12 protein-coding genes are annotated in these 21,414 nt (G+C 73.3%); 1 reads left to right on the forward strand and 11 read right to left on the reverse strand.

All coding sequences use genetic code 11. The features are described from left to right. Nucleotides 1–44: 44 nt before the first annotated feature. The 10 genes from DFP74_RS19730 to eccD form a co-directional block, all read right to left on the reverse strand. Nucleotides 45–3,356: a right-handed parallel beta-helix repeat-containing protein gene (locus DFP74_RS19730; RefSeq protein ID WP_121183572.1), complete on the reverse strand. Its 3,312-nt coding sequence runs from the start codon at nucleotides 3,354–3,356 to the stop codon at nucleotides 45–47. Between the two features lie 87 nt (nucleotides 3,357–3,443). Beyond that, nucleotides 3,444–5,180: a hypothetical protein gene (locus DFP74_RS33565; protein WP_158613025.1), complete on the reverse strand. Its 1,737-nt coding sequence runs from the start codon at nucleotides 5,178–5,180 to the stop codon at nucleotides 3,444–3,446. A gap of 49 nt (nucleotides 5,181–5,229) precedes the next feature. Beyond that, nucleotides 5,230–5,601, reverse strand: a complete 372-nt coding sequence (locus tag DFP74_RS19740; protein ID WP_121183574.1) for a hypothetical protein — start codon at nucleotides 5,599–5,601, stop codon at nucleotides 5,230–5,232. 63 nt (nucleotides 5,602–5,664) lie between these two features. After that, nucleotides 5,665–5,943: a YbaB/EbfC family nucleoid-associated protein gene (locus DFP74_RS19745; RefSeq protein ID WP_233571046.1), complete on the reverse strand. Its 279-nt coding sequence runs from the start codon at nucleotides 5,941–5,943 to the stop codon at nucleotides 5,665–5,667. After that, entirely contained in the window at nucleotides 5,888–9,223 is a 3,336-nt protein-coding gene (locus tag DFP74_RS34455; protein WP_233571047.1) for a hypothetical protein, read from the reverse strand. Before DFP74_RS34455 ends, DFP74_RS19745 begins: the two co-directional genes overlap by 56 nt. 61 nt (nucleotides 9,224–9,284) lie before the next feature. Continuing rightward, nucleotides 9,285–12,014 (reverse strand): hypothetical protein, encoded by a 2,730-nt coding sequence (locus tag DFP74_RS33570; RefSeq protein WP_158613026.1) that lies wholly within the window; start codon nucleotides 12,012–12,014, stop codon nucleotides 9,285–9,287. A 183-nt stretch (nucleotides 12,015–12,197) separates the two neighbouring features. Continuing rightward, nucleotides 12,198–12,494, reverse strand: a complete 297-nt coding sequence (locus DFP74_RS19760) for a WXG100 family type VII secretion target (protein ID WP_121183579.1) — start codon at nucleotides 12,492–12,494, stop codon at nucleotides 12,198–12,200. A 73-nt stretch (nucleotides 12,495–12,567) separates the two neighbouring features. Continuing rightward, complete coding sequence (locus DFP74_RS19765; protein ID WP_121183581.1) at nucleotides 12,568–12,846, reverse strand: hypothetical protein; 279 nt, start codon at nucleotides 12,844–12,846, stop codon at nucleotides 12,568–12,570. 137 nt (nucleotides 12,847–12,983) lie between these two features. Next, a complete protein-coding gene (gene eccB / locus DFP74_RS19770) occupies nucleotides 12,984–14,432 on the reverse strand; it encodes a type VII secretion protein EccB (protein ID WP_121183583.1) in 1,449 nt (482 codons plus the stop codon). A gap of 1 nt (nucleotide 14,433) precedes the next feature. Then, nucleotides 14,434–15,834, reverse strand: a complete 1,401-nt coding sequence (eccD, locus tag DFP74_RS19775; protein ID WP_121183585.1) for a type VII secretion integral membrane protein EccD — start codon at nucleotides 15,832–15,834, stop codon at nucleotides 14,434–14,436. 203 nt (nucleotides 15,835–16,037) lie between these two features. Here eccD and eccCa point away from each other — a divergent pair, with 203 nt between their 5' ends. Then, nucleotides 16,038–20,000, forward strand: a complete 3,963-nt coding sequence (eccCa, locus tag DFP74_RS19780; protein WP_121183587.1) for a type VII secretion protein EccCa — start codon at nucleotides 16,038–16,040, stop codon at nucleotides 19,998–20,000. A gap of 42 nt (nucleotides 20,001–20,042) precedes the next feature. Here eccCa and DFP74_RS19785 read toward each other — a convergent pair whose 3' ends face one another. After that, nucleotides 20,043–21,362, reverse strand: a complete 1,320-nt coding sequence (locus tag DFP74_RS19785) for a S8 family serine peptidase (protein WP_233571049.1) — start codon at nucleotides 21,360–21,362, stop codon at nucleotides 20,043–20,045. Nucleotides 21,363–21,414 lie beyond the last annotated feature (52 nt).

A 21,414-nucleotide genomic window follows, 5' to 3' on the forward strand; every position in this document is an offset into this window, starting at 1 on the left:
CGGGCGACCGCCCGGAGCCGGAGGGCCGACCGGGGACCGGTCGGTCACCCGGCCGGGACGTCCTCCGGCCGCAGCGCCGTGAAGTCCTCGCGCGTGGCCTGCGCCCCCACGCCCATCAGGCGCCCGGCCTGGCGCGTGATCATCCGCTCCAGCACCTGCCGCGCGTAGCGGGCGTTGCCGAAGTTCGCGTCGCGCGCCACCCCGGCGAAGTGGTCGGTGAGCGCGGTGACGGTGTCCGGCCCGCAGGTGTATCCCGAGCCCTGCGCCATCCGCTCCACGATCGTGACGAGCTCGGCGTCGGAGTAGTCGGGGAACTCCACCCGGTGGTTGAACCGGGAGGCCAGGCCGGGGTTGGAGTCCAGGAAGCGCTGCATCTCCTGCGTGTAGCCGGCGACGATGACGACGACCTCGTCGCGGTGGTCCTCCATCAGCTTCACGAGCGTGTCGATCGCCTCCTGCCCGAAGTCCGACCCGGTGGCGCCCCGCGGCGCCAGGGCGTAGGCCTCGTCGACGAAGAGCACACCGCCCCTGGCCCGCTCGAACACCTCCGCCGTCATCTGCGCGGTGTGCCCGACGTAGCGCCCCACCAGGTCGGCACGGGCCGTCTCCACGACCTGTCCGCCCGGCAGGACGCCCAGGGTGTGCAGGAGCCGCCCGTACAGCCGGGCCACGGTCGTCTTACCGGTACCGGGCGGGCCGGCGAACACCAGGTGGTGGCTCATCGGCGCCACGGGAAGGCCCATGCTCCGGCGCTGTTCGGACATCACCAGGAGGTTGGCCAGGTCGTTCACCGTGTCCTTGACCTCGCTGAGGCCGATCATCGCGTCCAGCTCCGCGCGCAGCGCGGCCACGTCGTCGGCCGAGGTGGAGGGCTCCGCCGCCGCCTCGATCTCCGGCCCCAGGTCGGCCGGCATCAGACGCGCCATCTCGGTGGGGTCGTCGGGGGAGTCCCCGCCCAACCGGTAGGCCTGCCGGTCGATCATCGTCTCGAAGACCTTGCGCGCCTCGCGGCCGTTGCCGAAGGCCGGACCCTTGGGCACCCGGTCGAAGTGGGCCCGCAGGACCTGCGTCGTGGACTCGTCCATCAGGTAGCTGTGCGCCTCGCACATCCGGCGCACGATCTCCACGAGCTCGTCCACCGCGTAGTTCTCGAACTCGATCGTCTTGCTGAACCGGGACGCCAGCCCCGGGTTGGCCGACAGGAAGCCCTCCATGTCGGCGGTGTAGCCCGCGACGATGACGACGACCTCGTCGCGGTGGTCCTCCATCAGCTTGACCAGCGTGTCGATGGCCTCCCGGCCGAAGTCCGGGCCGCTCCCGCCGCCCTCCTTGCCGCCGGAGAGCGTGTAGGCCTCGTCCACGAACAGCACGCCGCCCTTGGCCCGCTCGAACACCTCGGTGGTCTTGATGGCCGTCCCGCCGACGTACTGCGACACCAGGTCGGCGCGGGCCACCTCGACCACGTGCCCGTACCGCAGCACGTCGAGTTCGGCCAGGATCTGCCCGTACAGCCGGGCCACCGTGGTCTTGCCCGTACCGGGCGCGCCGCCGAAGACGAGATGGCGGCTCATCGGCGGCGTGGGCAGGCCCATCTCGGCCCGCCGCTTGGCCATCTGGTTGCGCTTGATCAGCGTCTTGACCTCGTGCTTGACGTTGCCCAGGCCCACGAGCGCGTCGAGTTCGGCCAGCGGCCCCCCGGACTCCTCGGGCTCGGGGCCCGCCGTTGGCTCGACCGCGGGAGCGGGCAGGGCCGCCCCCGCGTCCTCCCCGAAGGCGTCGGGGGCGCCGTTGCCGTGGCTGAGCAGCTCCTGAGCGTGGACGCGTTCGCTGGGCACGGTCTGGCGCAGGCCCGAGCGCGTGTTGTCGCGCACCGAGCAGTCCTCCAGCACGACGTCCTCGCGGGAGTGCACCAGTACGCCGTCGCCGCGGTTGCCGAACACCTCGCAGCGGCGCAGCGTCGCGGTCGCGCCCGAGGCGACGAGCACCCCGTTGCGCCGGCCGTCGTAGACCCGGGAGCGCAGCACGGTCACCGTGCCCCCGTTCTGGACCGAGATCCCGTCGCCCGTGCACGCCGAGACGTCGCAGTCGCGCAGCTCGGCGCGGGCGCCGGCTCCCACGGTGACCCCGGTGTCGCGGCTCTCGCTGATCTGCAGCCCGCTCAGCAGCGGGCGCGAGCTCCCCGAGACCGCGACCGCGGCCTTGCCGGTCCGCTCCAGGGTCACGTCCTCCAGCCGCCCGTGGCCCTCGCCCAGGAACTCCACGCCCTGGCCCCGGGTGTCGGTGACGGCGACCCCGCGCAGGAAGGGCGCGCAGTCCTCGACCACCACCCCCGGCCCCGTGCTGCCGGTGAGCAGGCCCCGGTCGAACTCGACCGTGCTCCCGTCGCCGAGCCGGACCCCGCCCCCGCCCCGCACCGTGAGAGCGATGAAGGTGGTCGCCGCCCGCTCCACGGCCCGCACCGACTCGGCCCCGGCGTCGGTGACCTCGCACTCGGCGAACTGCCCGCGCGCCCGGCCGGACAGGTCGATGCCCACCCCCGCCGAGCGCGCCACCGCCACGCGCGACAGCTGCGGGTCGGAGCCGCCGTGCACGGCCACGCCCCGCCCGCCCACGTCCTCGATGACGCAGTCCTCGACCACCGGGCGGCCACGGCTGGAGACGGTCAGCCCGTCGCCCCCGGTGCGGTGCACCCGGGTGCCCCGCACACTCGTGGCCGCGTCCTCCTCCAGGGCGATGGCGGGCTTGGCGGTGTCGGAGACCTCGCAGCCCTCGACCACGCCGGCCGCCTGGCCGCTGGCGAAGACCCCGTTGCCGCCGGCGCCGCGCAGCACGCAGGAGCGGACGGTCGGGCGGCCCCGCTCGCCGATCACCAGGGCGCTGGTGCCCACGTCCTCGACCACGCAGTCCTCGATGACGCTCGACTCGGGCGAGGTGACCACCACACCCGCGCCCGCGGTGCACGTCACCCGGCTCTCGCGCATCGCGAGCGCGCCCGTGTTGCGCACCGACACCGCGGTCCACGCGTTGCCGTCGACCTCGCAGTCGGCCATCTCCACCTGCCCGGCCGGGATGTCGACGGCGGGGTGGTCCTTGTCCCTGCCCCGCAGGATGAGGCCGGAGAGCTTCACCGCCTCCGCGCCGGAGACGACCGCGCTCTTGGTGTCCGAGCTGATCTCCACGCTGCCCCGGCCGTCGCGGGCCACCAGGGTGACGACCTTGAGCAGGACGAGGCTCTCCGCGTACCGTCCCGGTGCGATGCTGATGAGCGCACCGCCCCGGGCGGCCTTGACCGCGTCGGTGATCGTCCTGTGCGCGTCCGGTCCCTCCGGTGCGACGGTGAGCAGTTGCCTGGCCATCGGTGACTTCCTCTTCTCGGATACCGGCCCCTGGTAGGGGCCTGGTCGGGCGGGCGGGCTCGCGGCGCTACCCGCCGGCGGCCCGTGTCAGGTACAGGTCGTGCGCACGGCCGAGGCGGCGACGTGCGCGCTGGTGTGCTCCCGGTCGGCGAGCGGGTCCGTACCGACGTTGGTGAGCTGGACGGTGAACTCCTCCGTCGGCGAGGTGAACCCGGTGACCTGGACCCAGGCGCCGCGCACGTCCGCCTGGGTCACCCCGAACACGGCGATCGCGTCGCCCTCGGGAGCCGGTCCGGAGAAGATCTGGTAGACGGCCTCGGTGTCGGCGACCCAGAGCGGGCTCTCGTCGTCGGGCACGTGGACGTAGATCTCGCAGCGCGCGTCCGGGTAGCCGGGCGAGAACGACCAGAACGCGTACTGTCCGTCGCCGTGCTCCGGGTCGCCCGAGACGGGGACCGCCTCGTAGCCGCCGTCGCACCCCTCCTGGGCGTAGCCGCCCTGGCGGGTGGCCCAGGAGGCGGTCCCCTCGGCGCTGTCCCAGCGGTTGACGCGGTCGTAGGAGGCCCCGGGGGAGGTGAGGCAGCCGGGGCCGGCGAGGGCGGAGAAGGGCGCGCGGTCGGTTCCGCCCGCGGCGGCGGTCGCGTCCTCCAGGATGGAGCCGCCGCCGGTGTCGGCCCCCGGGTCGGTGCTGACGCCGTCGGCGACCGGGTCCTGCTGGTCGGTGGTGGTGGACTCGCCACCCTGCTGGGCGTTCTGTGGGGCGTCCGGGTCCGCGGGGGCGGACTCGTCGGCCTGGCCGTCCGTGCCGGTACCGGCGCCGTTCCCGGCCTCCGGGGCGGTGCCGGTGTCCTGTCCGGCCGCGTTCGACTCCGTGTCGGTGCCGGACCCCGTGTCCGCGTCCGCGTCGGTACCCGTGTCAGCGTCGGCGCCCGTGTCCGTCTCGGCGCCGGTGCCCGCGTCCGCTCCCGCGTCCGCTCCCGCGTCCGCTCCCGCGTCCGTGTCGGTTGCGTCTCCCGCTCCGGTCTCCGCGTCGGCCGCCGTACCGGCACTGCCCTGCACGTCCGCTCCCTGGTCCGCCCCGACCTCCTCGGCAGGGCCGGAACGGTCCGGGGCGGCCGCGTCGACCGTGTCGCCGGAGGCTCCGGACGCCTCGCCGTCGGCGCCCGGGGCGGCCGCGCCTTCGCTGGTCGCCGGCGGTGCGGCGGCGTCGGCCTCGCGGGGCAGCGCCTCGGGTATGTAGCCCGTGTCCTCCCCGCCCTGTCCGCCCGCCGTTCCGGTGGAGGAGCCGCCGCCCGCGTCGGTGGTGCCCGACCCGGACGAGCCTCCGCCCGTCCCCTCGGCGGCGGAGCCCTCCGCCGAGGTCTCCGCCGCGTCGGTGCCCGTGCCCTCCGCCGCGTTCCCGCCCGGCAGGCCCCCGGCGGCGATCGGGACGGACTCCAGGGACAGCTCCTGGGTCCCGGCCACGAAGGCGAAGGGCGCGACGACGAGCAGAAGCCCGGCGATGGCCGCTCCGGCCAGGGCGGGTCTGCCCGGCCGGTCCAGCGCGGGTTCGAGCGCGGCGGCCTCCGCGCTCGTCCCGCCGGTGACCACGGAGTGCAGGTCCGCCCGGTGCGCAGGGCGGTCCGGTGGCTCGGGGACGGTGCCCGGCACAGCGGCCGCGTCAGGGGCGGAGGCCGGAGTGCCCGGGCCGGACCCCGCCGCGGGAGGGCCCGCGGCGGGAACGCCGGCGGTGTCGGCCGGGCCGGACAGGGCAGCCTGGAAGTCGGCGGCCGAGACGGGGCCGGGCGCGGCGGTTCCGTCGCGCCCCTGGGCAGCGTCGCTCATCGGGAATCCTCTCGGCGGGGCCGCGCGGACGCGGCGGGGGTCGGGGGCCTCATCGGCGCCCCTGCTGGCCGCCCTGGGCGTCCGGGTCGGGCGCGGTGGCGATCTGCTCGTTCACGTCCTCGGTCCCGCCGAGGTTCCTCGCGGTTTTGAGGAGGTTGTCGGCGGTGTCCTGGGTGGCCTTGACCAGGGCGTCGAGGTAGAGGGCGAAGTTCTCCTCCATGGGGACGAAGACCTTGTCGTAGTCCTTGGCGAAGTCATCGCCCTTGAGGGTCTTGTCGCCCCAGGGCGTGCCCAGGGGCTCCCTGGCCGCCACGAAGTTCTGCTTGAGCCTGCTGGTGAACTCGGCGGCCTCGTGGACGTTGGCGCTTCGGTGGGCGACGCCGTCGGGGGAGGCGGACAGACCGTCGTTGTCGTTCGGCACGGGTGGTGGCGCCTTTCAACCCGGAGAGGAAGGGGAAGGGAGTGGAGGCGAGCGCGGGCCGGGCTACTCCGGGGGGAGGGGCACGCCCATGCGCTCGAACATGCCGCGGGTGTCGAACCGGCCGTTCATCGCCTCGTTCGCGTCCAGGCCCTCCGGCATGAAGGGCTTGTACAGCTCGGCGACGCGGTCGGCCATCTTGTCCCGGGCGCGCGTGATCACGTCCAGGACCGCGTCGGCGAGTTCGGCGGGGGCCATCTCGCGGTAGTTCTGGGTGTGGAACTTCAGCTCAACGAGTTCCCCCTTTCCGTTCACCTTCGCCCCCACCAGCCTGTTCTTTGCCACGACCTCCTCGGTTGCCGACTCCAGGCTTTCGCTTGCGCGATCGACCTCCGCCAGCGTCCTGTGAAGACGTGCCAACTCCTGTTCCGTCTCCTCCTCCATCCACGAGGTCATGGCGTACGGCTCCCTTCTTCGGCCCGCCTGGTACGGGCCGTCCGAGTACGGTCTGCTTGTCATCGCCCGCGGTCCCCCAGACGCGTTCGTCCTCGGAGAGCCACGTCGAGCGTTGGCGCTCCCGCTCACCGCCCTGTCCACCGCCCGCACCGCCCATGCCGCCGCCCATCATCGGCGGCATCATCGGTGGCATGCCGGACTGGGCGGCGGCACCGCCCGCGGATCCGCCGCCGGTCTCGGCCGGGCCCGTGCCGGGCCCGGTGCCCATGGATCCGCCGGCACCCGTGCTCAGGCCGGTGGCCCCGCCGGGGCCCGCGCCCGCCTGTTCACGTGTCTGGGGGCCGTTCGCCGGAGTGTCGAAGAGCGATGAGCGGTCGGTCGTCCTGGTGTCCCCGCCGCCGGGGCCGTTCGTGCCCAGGCCGCCGTCGGGTCCGGAGCCGCCGTAGTTGAGGCCGACGGGGTCGGGGCTCTGCAGGGGCGGGATCTCGTAGCCGGGCCCTTCGGTGTTCGGCCCGCCGGTGAAACCGTCGGTGATCGGCTCACCCGTGGCGGGGTCGATCGGGTAGGGCAGGCCGAGGTCCGGGTCGAGGGGATAGGGCTCCCCGGTGATCGGGTTGAGGGGAGCGGAAGGGCCGTCGCCGGAGGGGTAGTCCGTGGACAGGCCCGGATCGGTCGGCCCCGCGTTGCCGGTGCCAGGGAGGTCGGTGAGGTCCTGCGGGGCGATGGCCTGCCCGGTGACGGGGTCGATGGGCAGGGCTTGGCCGGTGTCGGGGTCGTAGTTGATCGGTAGCCCGGTGTCGGGGTTGAACGGGAGACCGGTGTCCGGATCGACGGGGAACGGTCGACCTGTGTCCGGGTTGATCGGCAGGCCCGTGGCGGGGTCGGTCTCCAGCTGGGTGCCGGTGCCTCCGGGTGGGACCGGTTCGCCGGTGACGGGGTCGATGGGCAGGGCTTGGCCGGTGTCGGGGTCGTAGTTGATCGGTAGCCCGGTGTCGGGGTTGAACGGGAGACCGGTGTCCGCATCGACGGGGAAGGGTTCGCCGGTGTCCGGGTTGATCGGCAGCCCCGTGGCCGGATCGAGGTCCAGCTGGGTGCCAGGGAGGTCGGTGAGGTCCTGCGGGGCGATGGCCTGCCCGGTGACCGGGTCGATCGGGAGGGCTTGGCCGGTGTCGGGGTCGTAGTTGATCGGTAGCCCGGTGTCGGGGCTGTAGGGCAGGCCGGTGTCCGGGTCGACGGGGAACGGTCGACCTGTGTCCGGGTTGATCGGCAGGCCCGTGGCGGGGTCGGTCTCCAGGCGGGTGCCGGTGCCTCCGGGTGGGACCGGTTCGCCGGTGACGGGGTCGATGGGCAGGGCTTGGCCGGTGTCGGGGTCGTAGTTGATCGGTAGCCCGGTGTCGGGGTTGAACGGGAGACCGGTGTCCGCATCGACGGGGAAGGGTTCGCCGGTGTCCGGGTTGATCGGCAGCCCCGTGGCCGGATCGAGGTCCAGTCCGGTGGAACCCGGGAAGTTCGTTCCCTGCCCCGAGGGTCGCTGACGGGAGCCGTCGCCTGATCCCGCTCCCGAACCCGGCCCGTTCAGCAGGGGAGGAGGCACGAACGCGTTCCCCACTCCGTCACCGGTGCCCGAACCGTTGCCGAAGTCGGTGCCCAGCGGAGGCGGCACGGGGGCGCCCTGCCCGTCCGGCGGGCCGGATCCGGGGCCGTCACCCGCGCCGTCGCCGAAGGGGTCGCCGAGCCCGTCGCCGCCGGCGCTGAAGTTGGTGTTCAGCGGCGGACCGGAGCCCTCGGTGCCCGGCGGACCGTCGCCCTCCGCGCCCGGCGGGCCGTCGCCGAACAGGTTGTCGTTGCCGCCGCCCGTCTCGAAGTTGGTGTCCAGCGGAGGAGGCACGTACTCCTCGTTCCCGCCGCCGGGACCGTCACCGCTACCGGGGCCGTCGCCGCCGCCGAACAGCTCCTGCAACCAGTCGGGGGTCCCGTCACCGTCGCTGTCGGTCCCGCCTTCGGGGCCGCCCTCGGGTCCACCGTCGCCTCCGGGGCCTTCGCCGGGGCCGTCGTCACCGTAGAGGTCCCTCAGCCAGTCCGGGATGTCGTCGTCGCCGCCTCCGCCGCCGGGCCCGTCCTCGCCGTAGAGCTCCTCCAGCCAGTCCGGGACGCCGTCGCCGTTCTCGTCGCCACCGCCCGAGCCGCCGCCGGAGTCCGGGGGCGGGTCGAAGCCCGGGGGCAGGCCCCCCACCGGTTCGCGGATCGGCAGCAGCCTCGTCGCGGTGCTCTGGTAGTGGCTCGACATGGTCGAGTACAGGTCGCTCGCGGCGGTGAACACCGGGTCGTAGGCGTTCTTCCACCGCAGTTTCAGCTCGGCGTTGATGTTGTGGTCGGTGATGGAGTCGCCGACGATTCCGCGCACCGGCGGGTCAGCGTGGTAGAGGATGGAGAACTGCGTGCGATCGGCGTTGTACTCCTCCGACCCGGCGGCCAGGTTGAAGTACCAGTTGTCGATCGTCTGCTTGATCGTGGCGTTGGGGCTCTGCCAGGCCTCGTTGACCGCGGTGACCAACGCGTTGATCTTGGACAGGAGCGGTCCCCGCAGGTCGTTGACCCCGTTGTGGAACCGGTCGAGCTGGACGCTCAGGTCCGCCAGGCGCTTGGCCAGGTCGTAGATACGTGCGGCGAAGACCCCGGCGGCCGATCCGCGCATCGCGCTGTCCGGGACGTCGATCCCCGCGTAGGCCTTGAGCAGACCGGCGTCCTTGTCGCCGACGTAGTCCTGCAGGAAGTCGTCCAGGGCCGCGGCGTTCACGGAGACGTCCCAGATCGTGGACTGGTCGTAGGCCGTGGACGCGTTGGCCCCCGACGCTATCGACGCCACGTCGGTCAGGCTCTTGAGGGCCTTCTGGAACTTGGCCTCGGGGGAGTCGTCGCCGGTCCAGAGCTGGTCCTGCATCTTGTAGCCCGCGTAGTCCCACCCGTAGTCGTCGTAGTAGCGCCACCACCGGTCGACGTTCTTGTAGTCGAAGCCCTTGATGAAGTGGTCGTCTTCCCAGAAGTGGTACCGGCCGAGGTCGAGCCAGGGCGGTTCCAGGATCGTGTCCACCGACGGCATGGGGGGATGGTCTCCCTCCGCCCCCTCGGCATCGGCGAAGATGTTCATGATCTCGTGGAACTCCGGCACTGGTTTCTCACTCCTCCTCTGGGTCGATCAACGCGCACTCGCGGCCCGGCCACGGCCCCGCCTAGTCCTCGTCTTCGTCCGTGTCCTCGTCCTCGTCCGGGACGGGTCCCCCGTACGGATTTCCACCGCCCCCGCTTCCTGAGCTGGACACCGAGGGTTCGCCGAGGATCGACAGCAGCTCCTGTGCGGTGAGGTCCTGGTCGTCCTCGAGGTTGATGAACACGGTGAGGTTCTCGTGCAGCCGGTCGGAGACCACGATGAGTTCCGACTCGAGGTCCGTCATGATTCCGTGCAGCGTGGTCAGGGACGTGTCGATCTCGGTGGCCAGGGTGTCGGCGATGGGCAGGCGGGCGCCGTTTCCGATGAGGATGAAGTGGCCGTCGGGTTCTCCCGCGTAGGCGGAGAAGCGAGTGACCTCCTGGCTCACCCTCTCCTGGAGGGGCAGGAGGAAGTCCGTGTGGAACTGCTTGACCCGCTCGAAGTCGATGCTGGTGACGTCCTCGCCGCCGCCCCCTCCGCCTCCGTTGCCGCTCTCCTCATCGCTGTTCCCGTTGCCGTTCTCCTCGCCCTCGTCTTCGCCGTCGCCGTCGCTGTCGCCGTCGTCTTCGTCCGGGTCCGCGTTCCCGTCCTCCTCCTCCTCGTCCTCGTCGTCCTCCGTGCTTCCGTTGTTCTGACCGTCGCTGTCGCTGTCGCTGTCGCCGTCCTCTTCCGAGTCCTCGTCCCCGCCGGGGTCGGGCTCCCCCTGTCCTTCCTCCGGGGTCTCCTCACCCCTGCCGCCGTCACGCCCGCCCTCGCCGGAACCGTCGGTCATGGTGTACGCGGGCCGGTTCTCGGTCTGCTGCGGGAACGCCGATGCGGTTCTGGCCTCGGCGGGCTCGGAGGGCATGGGCTCCAGGCGGTGGTGCTCCTGCTGGTCCGTCGGGGTCTCCTCGACGGACTGACCGTCCGAGCCGTTCGTGGTAGTCGGGACATGCGGTGTCGGCGTGCCCTCGCCCTGTCCGGACCGCTGTGGTCCTTCGGTGACGGGGACCGATTCGACGGGGGCCAGGGAGATGTCGGAGCCGGGCAGGGGGTCGCCCTCCGAGCCGACGACCGCGGGTTCTTCCGTGTTCGCGTGCGATTCGACCGGAGTCCGGGGGGTGACGGGGTCCTGGGTCGGGTCGGTCCGGGATCCGCTGCCGACCGGCCCTTCGGTGACGGGAACCGATTCGACGGGGGCCAGGGAGATGTCGGAGCCGGGGAGGGGATCGCCCTCCGAACCGACGACCGGCGACCCCTCGCCGGAGGCCGCCCCTTCCTGGTCCCCGGCGGGCTGGGAGGGGTGCATCGGTGTGAGGGGCTGACCGGGCTGGCCGGGCTGGAGTGGCGCGGAGGGCTGGGCGGGCTGACGTCCGGTCAGGTCGGATGAGCCGGAGCCCACGGGGTCGGAGCGCCCATCGGTGTGCTCCGGGGACCCGCCCTTCTCCTCTGGCCGGTCCCCGCCCGTGGGGGAGTCGGAGGGCCGTTCCGCCCCGGCCGACCCGTCCCCGCCGCGAACCGGATCGGTGTCGTCCCCGGACCGGTCCGCGCCGGGCTCCTCGATCGTGATGACCCCGGTCTCGGGGTCGATGTCGACCACTCCGTCGCCGGGGTCGATGGTGATCGTGTCCGTCTCCGGGTCGAACTCGATCCGCAGGTCGCCGACCTCGACGGTGATGACACCGGTCTCGGCGTCAATGGTGATCTCGGCGGATCCGTCGCCGTCGGAGTCGTCCCCGCCGGATGCGTCGTCCTCGGTGTCGTCCCCGTCCTGGTCCCCGTCCGCGTCGTCGGGCGAACCGTCCCGGGAGTCCTGCCGGGTGGAGATCGTGATCGCCCCGGTGTCGGGGTCCACGGTGATCTCGGTGGATCCGTCACTCCCGCTGCCGCTCTCGTCGGGCTCCTCTTCCGCGAGAGAGTCGTCGGACTCCTCGTCCGAGGTCTGGGTGAGGACCGTGATGGATCCGGTGCCGGGGTCGATCGTGACGGTGGTGGAGGTGTCCGCCTGGTCCCCATGGTCCCCCTGGCCGTCGTCCCCGGCCGGGCCCTCGCCGTCGCCGTCGTGGCCTGCCTCGCCCCGACCGTCGCCGGATCCGTCGCCGCGGCCGTCTCCGACCGACTCGGTTTTGGCGGCCCTCACCAGCGGCGTCCTGTCCCCCTCCACCACTTCGCCCGGTGCCGTCGCCGGCACGGAGGCCAGGTGTCCCGTCGACCCCAGGGGATCCGCCGGCCGCACCGGTTCGACGGGGACACGCGCGTCCGCGTCGAACCGGGTGAACGCCGGGTCGACGGACCCGCCGGAGGAGACGTCGCCCTCGACCGGCGTCTGGACGCGCACACGCTCGGCCACGGCGGGGAGCTCCACCGGGGTGTCGCGTTCCGGGGCCGGGGACGACTCGGTGGGGGTCTGCGAACCCTGTGCCTGGAGGGTGATCCGCCCGGTGCGCTCGTCGACCTCGACGCCGGTTCCCGCCGGGTCGATGACCACCTGTTCCGTGCGCGGATCGATCGTGACCGCACTCTGGTGGGAGCCGTTGAGGATGCTGATCAGGCCCGTCGCCGGGTCGATGGTGAGCGGCCCGCCCTCACCGCGCGCCGCGTCCTCGGGCCGACCCTGGGCGGAGAGGAGGGGGTCCTCCTCCGCCTCCACGGGTCGCTCCTCCTCGGAGGTGTACAGGACGGCGTCCCGCACGACGCCGGAGTCCTCCTCCGACGACGGCACGGACCCCAGGAGGGCGGCACGGAAGTCCAGGGGTTCGGACGGCTCGGACACGGGGGCTCCTCGGGCGCGTGCTGTCGGCGGGCTCGTTCGGTCTCACCGGACGCAGGGGGCGCGGCCGGCGATCGGTGATCTGCGGTGGTCGGTCGGGGCGGCTGCTCGGCGACCGTGTCGGGTGGGGCCGGGGCGGGCCGTACGGGGGCGCCCGCCCCGGGGCCGCGAGGTGCGGCGGGCGTGCTACATCAGCGACGCCCACTCCATCGCCTCGCGGCTGTCGGTGCTGGAGTAGTTGTTGCGGATGGTGTTGAGCGCGAACTCGGCCTTGCCGAGCAGGGTCCGCATGTCCTCGACGTTCATCCGCCAGCTCCGGACCTTGGCGTCGTAGTTGTCGGCCGTGGCACCTTCGAGGTCGGCCTTGACGGGCTGCATCTGGGCGTCCAGGTTCTCGATGGCACGCGCGACGGTGTCGGTCTGGACGCGCAGGGCCTGCGTCGCCTCGTCGACGTACCCGTAGCTGACGTCGAATCCGTTCATGGGGCTTCCCCTTCCGTGGAAGTCGGCAGGTGCGGCCGGTCCGGGCGTGGAAGCCGCGAACCGACGGCGGGTCTCAGTTCGCGCTCGTCTGGTTCGGGTTGAGGTCGGCCATCCACCGGGAGCCCTCCAGGAGGTTGGCGTCCTCGGTCGAGTGCATCGCGTTCACGGTGCCGCCGAACGTGCCGATCATCTGGTTCATGTCGTTGGTGATGAGCCGCAGCTCCTCCAGCCACCCGACCAGGGCCTCGCTGTACTTGTTGGCCGCGGCGCCGTGCCAGGAGGCGCGCAGGACGTCACGGGTGCTGTCGATCTGGGTGTAGACGTTGTTGCAGGTGGTGTGGGCCTCGGTCATCGCTTCCTGCGCGAGTCGGTTGGCCTCGTCTGTATTGCGTGTCCTGGGATCCGGCATGGGCTGCTTCCTTCGCTCCTCGGAGTGGCGCGGCCGACCGCCTCGGTGGCGGAGGGCCCGGCGTTGGATTCACGTGGTGGTCAGGGGCACTCCGCGGACTCGGCTCGCACGGAGGGTGTGAGCGGACGGGCGGCGGCCTCCGGATGCAGGACCGGCCCGGTGGGCATCAGCCGCAGCAGCGGCGTCGGCACCTCCGTCGCCGATCCGGCCGTCAGGCCGAGCCCTTCCAGGACCTCGGTGTCCGTCACGGGGTACTTGGCGGCCGCGTCGGTGACGAGGTAGTGCGTGGGGGTGTTCGTGCCGCCGTCGGCGGGCGTGGCCCGCACGACGGACCCGCCGCCGGAGGGGATGCCGATCAGGTCGGGCGTCGGGCAGCCGGGGGCGATGGCGGGGACCTCCTGGACCGGCAGCGCCTGGACGGACTCGGGCTCGTCCATGGTCAGGGAGAGCGTGCCGCCGTCGCTGAGCCGCAGGCAGGGGACCTCGCCGCCGGCCCTTCGCAGCTCGGGCGGGGCGTCGGGTGTGCGCGCGGCCCCGTCCCCGGCGACCTCGCCGCCCGCCACCAGGTGGTCGTGCGCCTCCCCGGCGGGGATCGCGATCGCCTCCGGGGCGGTGTCGGGGTAGGCGGTCCCGCTGTGGTCGGGGTCGGCCAGCAGGAGCAGGGCCTGGGTGAGGGTCAGCGGGGCCAGGCCGTCCGTGGTCAGGAGGTAGTGCTGGTCGGGGCGGTCGGGGGTGGACACCGCGAACACCTGGCCGACCCGCCGCGGCGCGCCCGCCAGCGAGGGGCCGTCCGCTCCCGCCTGCGCCACGTCGGGCGCCGTGAGGTCGGGCGCGGTGGGCACGGCGTCCAGGAACGCGCCCGAGACCGCGTAGGCGGGGCTGGTCCCGTAGCCGAGCGCCTGGACGGCCCCGCCGTCCTCGTCCAGCCGGAGGCGGGTGCCCTGCCAGAGCAGGTGGCGGCCGCCGTCGGGTCCCGCGACCAGGACCGCCTCGTCATCGGCCGGGGGCGAGGGGTCGGGCGCGGTGCCGATGGTCAGCGCGGTCCGGGGCCGCTCGTCCGCCTGCGCGGGCAGCGCGCACAGCCGCCACACCCCGGCGGCGAGTGCCTCGGCGCCGGGCAGCGAGTCCGGTGCGCCGGGGATGCCGACCGGGCCGCCCACCGGCACGCCTTCGAGCGAGGCCGCCGACACCAGGGAGACGTTCGCGTCCGGGCCCTGGATCAGGAGGGCGGAGGCGTGGTTGGCGACGGGCCGCAGCGTGCCGGCCGAGTACAGGTAGGAGGCGCCGCTCTCCTTGTCGATGACCAGCCGCCCCTCCTGGCGCCAGGTGCCGGCCCCGCCGGGGAAGATCAGCCCGAAGACGAGGAAGCCCACGCATACCAGCGCCGCGATGGCGACGCCGACGTAGGTGCCGGTCCGGGTGCGGCGCATGGGGGCGTCGACCGCGTCGGGGTCGGCCTCCAGCATCGCCGTGCCCAGGCGCCCCACGGTGAACGTGTGCGCCATGACACGGTCGCGACGTGACTGCATCTCACCCGCCGATCGAGCGCAGGGCGCCGAAGACGCCGAAGCCCGCCAGGACGAGGGAGAAGACCGCCACGCACAGCAGGAGCTGGATGATCTCGGCGGCCCTGCCCCAGTGCGGCAGCTGGCGGCGCCCGGGCACCGACCACGACACGAGCGCCAGGACCGTGGTGACGGCGAAGAGCGCGAGCAGGGTCAGCGAGCGCACCACCGGGGAGGCCGACAGCGCGCCGTCCAGGGCCAGTGCGGTCAGCCCGGTCCAGGCCGGCGCGACCATGGACACGCGCTGCCAGGCGCTCGCGAGGCCGCGCGTCTGCAGCAGCATCACCAGGGAGACGATGACGCACACCGTCACCGCGACCCAGCCGGTCGACACGGCCAGCGCGACCAGGCACACGGTCAGCACCGCTCCGGTCGAGGCGTACAGGGCGGTCTGGAAGCGGTCGGCCAGGTGCGTGCGGTCCAGGACGGCGCGCGCGGGGAAGGGGTCGATGCCCTCCTGGAGCTGTTCGGGGTTGGCGGGCAGCGGGGGCAGCCGCAGTCCGGCCAGACGGAACGCCAGTTGCGGGGCGAACGTGCCGGTGAGCAGGGCGACCAGCGCGATCAGGCCCGCCACGGCCGCCACGGAGGCGCCCGGCAGGAACATCAGCGACAGGGCGCCCAGCAGCACCAGTACCTCGGCGGTGAGCAGCCCGGCGAAGAACGGCACCGATCCGGCCACGGCGGCCACGCCCAGCACGGTCGCCCCGGCCGCGCACATCGCCGCGGTGAGCAGGACCGCGCCGAGCAGCGCCAGTCCCGGTTCGCCGGTGGGGATCGAGGCCCCGGCCATGGCCATGTACAGGGTCGCCATCGCGGCCAGACCCGTGGCCGCGGGCAGGTCGCCCATCGCGCGGGAGGCCGCCCAGGCCGACAGCAGCATCAGGACCGCGGAGGACCCGGCGGTCAGCGCGGTCAGCCCGCCGGAGCCGCCGGTGGCCAGCACCACCAGGCCGGTCAGCAGGACGAGCAGGCCCAGGCACTGGAGCAGGCCGCGGGTGAAGGCGGGGCGCCAGCGGTCGGGGCGCTCGGACATGCCCGTGGCGACCCCGTCGGTGAGGTCGTCGAAGTGGATGGGCGGCAGCTGGTCCCGGCGGGGGCGCAGGTAGAGCGTCTCCCCGTGGCACAGGCCTAGCGACCTGATGGTCTCGTCCTCCTCGAACGGCTCGTCGCCGAGCTGTTGCAGCACCCAGCCGTCGTGTTCGAGCCCGCTTTCGTCGAGGTCCTCGCCGTTGTCGCCCTCGGCGTAGAGCACGAAGGTCGGCAGCAGCTCGGACAGGGGCACCTCCGACGGTGCGGCGATCTCGAAGGACCTGCTGGGAGCGCGGATGAGGAGGCGGCACAGGTCCGCGACGGCAGGATCGTTCATCGGATTCCCACCCATTCGGGCGACTCGTTCTGGAGTGTGAGTGACCGTAACACCGGGTGACACTTTTTTGGAAGTGTGTGTGTTACAGCCCCTACGGTTGTGGTCTCGTGTGGCAACGATAGCGTTTGCTTGGCATCATGGGAACGGGTGGTCCCGACGAGGGCCACTCCGGTCACCGCTTCGGACAAGGGAGGCACCCGCCCGTGAGCACGATCCTCGTCCGCCGACCGCCCCGCCGCCCCGGCCCGGACCTGCCCAAGGGCGAGATCACCCTCCAGGAACCGCCCGAACTCGCCGAACCGCAGTCGAGCATGTCGTCGGTGTTCATGTACCTGCCGATGGCCCTGACCTCGATGGCGATGATGATGCTCTTCATCCGCCCGGGCAGCGGTGGCAGTTCGGTCATGCCCTACGTCGCCGGCGGCATGATGCTCGTCGGCGCCGTGGCGATGCTCGGCGGCCAGTACCTGCGCGTGCAGTTGGAGCGCCGCCGCAGGCTCAACGACGACCGGCGCGACTACCTGCGCTACCTGGGGCAGATGCGGACCCGGCTGCGCGAGGTGGTCACCGAGCAGCGCGACGCCATGCTCTGGCGGGCGCCCCAGCCCGACGCCCTGTGGTCGATCGTGCGGACCTCCCGGCTGTGGGAGCGCCGGGCCGCCGACGCCGACTTCGCCGAAGTGCGCATCGGAGTCGGCGAGCAGGCGATGGCCATGACCATTTCCCCGGTCGCCTCCAAACCGGTCGAGGACCTCGAACCCCTCACCGCGCACGCCCTGCGACGCTTCATCCGCGCCTACGGCACCGTGGAGGACCAGCCCGTCCAGGTGTACCTGCGCGGCTACGCGCGGGTCTCGCTGCGCGGCGACACCGAGGCCTGCCGCGCCCTGGTGCGCGCCCTCGTCGGCCAGCTCACCGTCTTCCACGCGCACGACGAGCTGCGCGTGGCCGTGTGCGCCTCGGACGAGGCCCGCCCGGCGTGGGTGTGGACCAAGTGGCTGCCGCACACCCAGCACCACGCCGCACGCGACGGCGCCGGATCGGCGCGCCTGATCAGCGCCAACGCCCTGGAGCTGGAACGGCTCATCGGCGACGACATGGCCGACCGCCCGCGCTACGACCCCTCCGCCGTCCCCGACCGGGACGAGCCCTACACCGTCATCGTCGTCGACGGCGGCGAGGTCCCCGTCGGCTCGCGCCTGCTCGGCGGCGGCTACCGCAACGCCGTCGTCATCGACGTGGCCGACCCCATGCCGCCCGACGACGACCCCTACAGCCTCTCGCTGCGGGTCGAGAAGGACCGGCTCGTGGTGCTCTCCCAGGACCACAGCGGCCGCTCCGTGGAGACCGCGCTCGGCCGGCCCGACGCCCTCAGCGCCACCCGGGCCACCAGCCTCGCCCGGCTCGTGGCCCCCTACCGGGTCAGCATGCAGGTCGAGGTCACCGAACCGCTGACCACGGACTTCGAACTCACCACCCTGGTCGGCGTCCCCGACCTGCACGCCCACGACACCGAGCGCATGTGGAGCGAGCTGCACCCCAAGAACCGGCTGCGCGTGCCCATCGGCATCACCGCGGAGGGCGCGCCGCTGGAACTGGACCTCAAGGAGTCGGCCCTGGGCGGCATGGGGCCGCACGGCATGCTGATCGGTGCGACCGGCTCCGGCAAGAGCGAGCTGCTGCGCACCCTCGTCCTGGCGCTCGCGATGACCCACTCCTCCGAGACGCTCAACTTCGTCCTCGTCGACTTCAAGGGCGGCGCCACCTTCATCGGCCTGGACGGGCTGCGCCACACCTCCGCCCTGATCACCAACCTCGCCGACGAGGCGATCCTGGTCGACCGCATGCAGGACGCCCTGCACGGCGAGCTCATCCGCCGCCAGGAACTGCTGCGCGCCGCCGGGAACTTCAGCTCCGTCCACGAGTACGAGCGGGCCCGCGAGGCCGATCCCTCCATGGACCCGCTGCCGACCCTGTTCGTGGTCGTGGACGAGTTCAGCGAGCTGCTGGCCGCCCACCGCGACTTCATGGACCTCTTCGTCATGATCGGCCGCCTCGGCCGCAGTCTCGGTGTGCACCTGCTGCTCGCCTCGCAGCGCCTGGACGAGGGACGCACGCACCAGCTGGAGGGGCACTTGTCCTATCGGATCGCGCTGCGCACCTTCTCCGCGATCGAGAGCCGCGGTGTGCTCGGCGTCCCCGACGCCCACCAGCTCCCGTCCTCACCCGGCAACGGCTACCTCAAGACCGACACCGAGACCCTCATCCGCTTCAAGGCCGCCTACGTCTCCGGCGCCTACCGGGTGCGCCGGCGCGCGGCGCGGCGCCATGCCGTGGGCGGCGAGGTCGTGCCGTTCCTCGACGGGTACGTGCCCCCGGCCGCGCCCGAACCCGAGGCGCCCGTGGAGGAGGAGGCCGAGGAGAACCCGGACACCCTGCTGGCGGTGGCCCTGGACCGGCTGCACGGGCACGGCCCCGCCGCCCGGGAGGTGTGGCTCCCGCCGCTGGACGTGCCGCCGCTGCTCGACGAACTGCTGCGCATGGTGGGCGTCCGCCTGCCCGAGGGCGGGCCGGCCTGGACCGACGCCGGACGGCTGAAGGTCCCCCTGGGCATGGTCGACCGGCCCTTCGAGCACACCCGGCTGCCGCTCACCGCCGACCTGACCGGCGCGGGCGGCCACGTGGGCATCGCGGGCGGCCCGCAGAGCGGCAAGAGCACGCTGCTGGCCTCGCTCATCCTCGGCCTGTCGGTCCTCAACACCCCCGCCCAGGTGCAGTTCTACGGCATCGACTGCGGCGGCGGCGTGCTCCAGACGCTCGGCTCCCTGCCGCACGTGGGCAGTGTCGCCGCGCGCACCGACGAGCGGCGCATCAACCGCACCATCATGGAGATGCACGAGCTCATCACCAAGCGGGAGACGTTCTTCGCGGAGAACGGCATCGACTCGATGGCGACCTACCGCCGCCGCAGGGCGGCCGGCGAGTTCGCCGACCAGCCCCACGGCGACGTCTTCCTCGTCATCGACGGCTGGGGCACCATCCGCCAGGACCTCACCGACCTGGTCGCCCCCATCGTCCAGCTCGTCCAGCGCGGCCTCAACTACGGGCTGCACGTCGTGGTCGCGTCCCCGCGCTGGGCCGACTTCAACACCGGCGTGCGCGACCTCATGGGCACCCGGATCGAGCTGCGGCTGGGCGACCCGGTCGACTCCATGGTGCACATGCGCGTGGCCCAGACCGTCCCCCGCGTGCCCGGCCGCGGGATCACCGACGACAAGTACCACTTCCTCACCGGCCTGCCCCGGGCCGACGGCGACCCCGACCCGGTCACCCTCTCGGCCGGGGTGGCCGAGCTCATCGGGCGGATCCGCGACGCCTGGGACGGCCCCGAGGCCCCGCCCGTGCGCACGCTCCCGCGGGTCCTGCACGCGGCCGACCTGCCCTCGTCCGAGCTGACCCCGGCCGGTGGGCTCCAGGTGGCCCTGGGACTGGAGAGCCGACGGATGCAGCCGTTCTGGCACGACTTCTCCGCCACGCCGCACCTGATCGTGGTCGGCGACACCGAGACCGGCAAGACCACTCTGCTCCGCCACATCACGAACGCGATCCGCGAGCACTACGGCCCGGGCACCGCCCGCGTGGTCCTGGCCGACCAGCGGCGCCAGCTCTTCGACGCCGTCCCCAAGGAGATGCAGCTCGGCTACGCGGTCTCGGCCGACAGCGTCAAGGAGATGATGGTCGCCGCCGCCCAGGCGATGAAGGCCCGGCTGCCCGGGCCGGAGATCGAACCCGAGCGCATCCGCAAGCGCGACTGGTGGACCGGGCCGGAGCTGTTCCTGGTCATCGACGACTTCGAGATGGTCTCCGGGAGCGGGCCCAGCCCGCTCGCGCCCCTGTTGCCGCTGCTGTCCCAGGGCGCCGAGATCGGGATGCACGTCATCCTGGTGCACGCGGCGGGCGGCTTCGCCCGAGCCTCGTCCGACCCCGTCATCCGCTCGCTCATCGACTTCAACACACCGAGCATCATGCTGTCCTGCCCGCCGTCGGAGGGCATGCTGTTCGGCAACGTCCGGGCGCGCAAGATGCCGCCCGGCCGCGCCCTGTGGATCTCCCGGCGCGATCCCGTCGAGGTCCAGCTCGCCATCGCGGAGGGCGCCTCGGAGTAGGGGGCGCGGCCGGGAGGTGCGGGCGGGCGCGGCCCCGGTGGCTCAGATGAGCGGGCGCGGGTCCTCCTCCGGGGTCACCCGCTCGCCCGCGGCGGCCGGGCGCCAGTTCCGGGTCCGGCCGTTGCGCACCACCACACCGGCGAGCGAGCACAGGACCACGACCAGACCGGCCGCGCCCACCACCGCCACGGTGCCGGGGAGCTCCACCGACCCGAGCGGCGACGGGTCCGGAACGAAGGGCTCGCCGGCGACCCCCGCCGTGCCCGCTTCGGCGGCGGCGACCGGGTCGCCGGACAGCGCGCCCGGCGGGTCGATCCGCCCGCTGCCCACCAGCGGGTCGCGGGGCCCCAGGGCCGAGCCGTAGGCGGTCGTCGTCAGCCGTTCCCGGATCTCCTCCGGCCCCGCGTCCGGCTCGCGCGCGGCCAGCAGCGCCGCCGTGCCCGCGGCGAAGGCGGCGGCCACACCGTCGCCCCCGGCCGTGAAGTGGCCCTCGCCGCCCGGACCCGCGCTCAGCACGCGGTCCCCGGGCGCGGTGACGTCGACCCGTGCCAGCTCGCCGTCGAACCGGACCAGGGGTTCGGCCAGCACGGGCGCCCCGTCGGCGTCGTGCGCGGCCACGCTCAGCACCGCCGGAGCCTGGGCCGGGTGACCGGGCACCGGGCCCTCGGAGGTGGGCACGGTGGCCGGGGCCACCACGAGCGAGCCCGCCTGCGCCGCCGCCTCGACCGCGTCGTCCAGGGCGTCTGAGCCCTCGGCGGCCGCGGTGCCCACCAGGACCACCTCCGCGCCCGCGTCGACGGCCGCCGCGATGCCCGAGGCGAGGTCGCCCGGGGCGACGACCCCCGTGTCCGCGTCGCCGGTCGGCACGGGGACCACTTCCGCCTCGGGAGCCACACCCACGAAGCCGCTCCCGGGCAGGGGCCGGGCGGCCACCACCCCGGCCAGGAAGGTGCCGTACCCCAGACAGTCGTCCGTGCCGCCCTCACCGACGGCGCCGGCCAGGGCCGGCACCTCCCCGTCCACGCCGGTGGCCAGGACGGCGACGGACACGCCGTGCCCCCGGCTGAGTTCGTGGGCGCTCGCCAGGCCCAGAGCGGGGAAGGTCCACGGGACCCGCTCCACGACGTCGGCACCGGGCTCGGTGCACGCGTCGTCGGCGCCCTTGAACTGGGTCACCTGGGGCAGGGCCGCGGGTTCGTCCGCCCACGCCGGCGCGGGGGCCACGGCGGGGGCCAGGAGCGGCCCGAACGCGAGCAGGGAGGCCGCGACCCCTCGCAGGCGGCGGCCGCGCGCAGGGGCCATCGGGCGCCGAGGTCGTCGTTCGCGCGGGGATCGGTGCTGGTCGGGGCGCTGCGGGTCCATGCGGAAGGTCTCTCCGGTGTCATCGTTGCGGGGTGTGCGGGGTGTGCGGGGT

It is taken from the genome of Nocardiopsis sp. Huas11, assembly GCF_003634495.1.
Classification (GTDB): Bacteria; Actinomycetota; Actinomycetes; order Streptosporangiales; family Streptosporangiaceae; genus Nocardiopsis.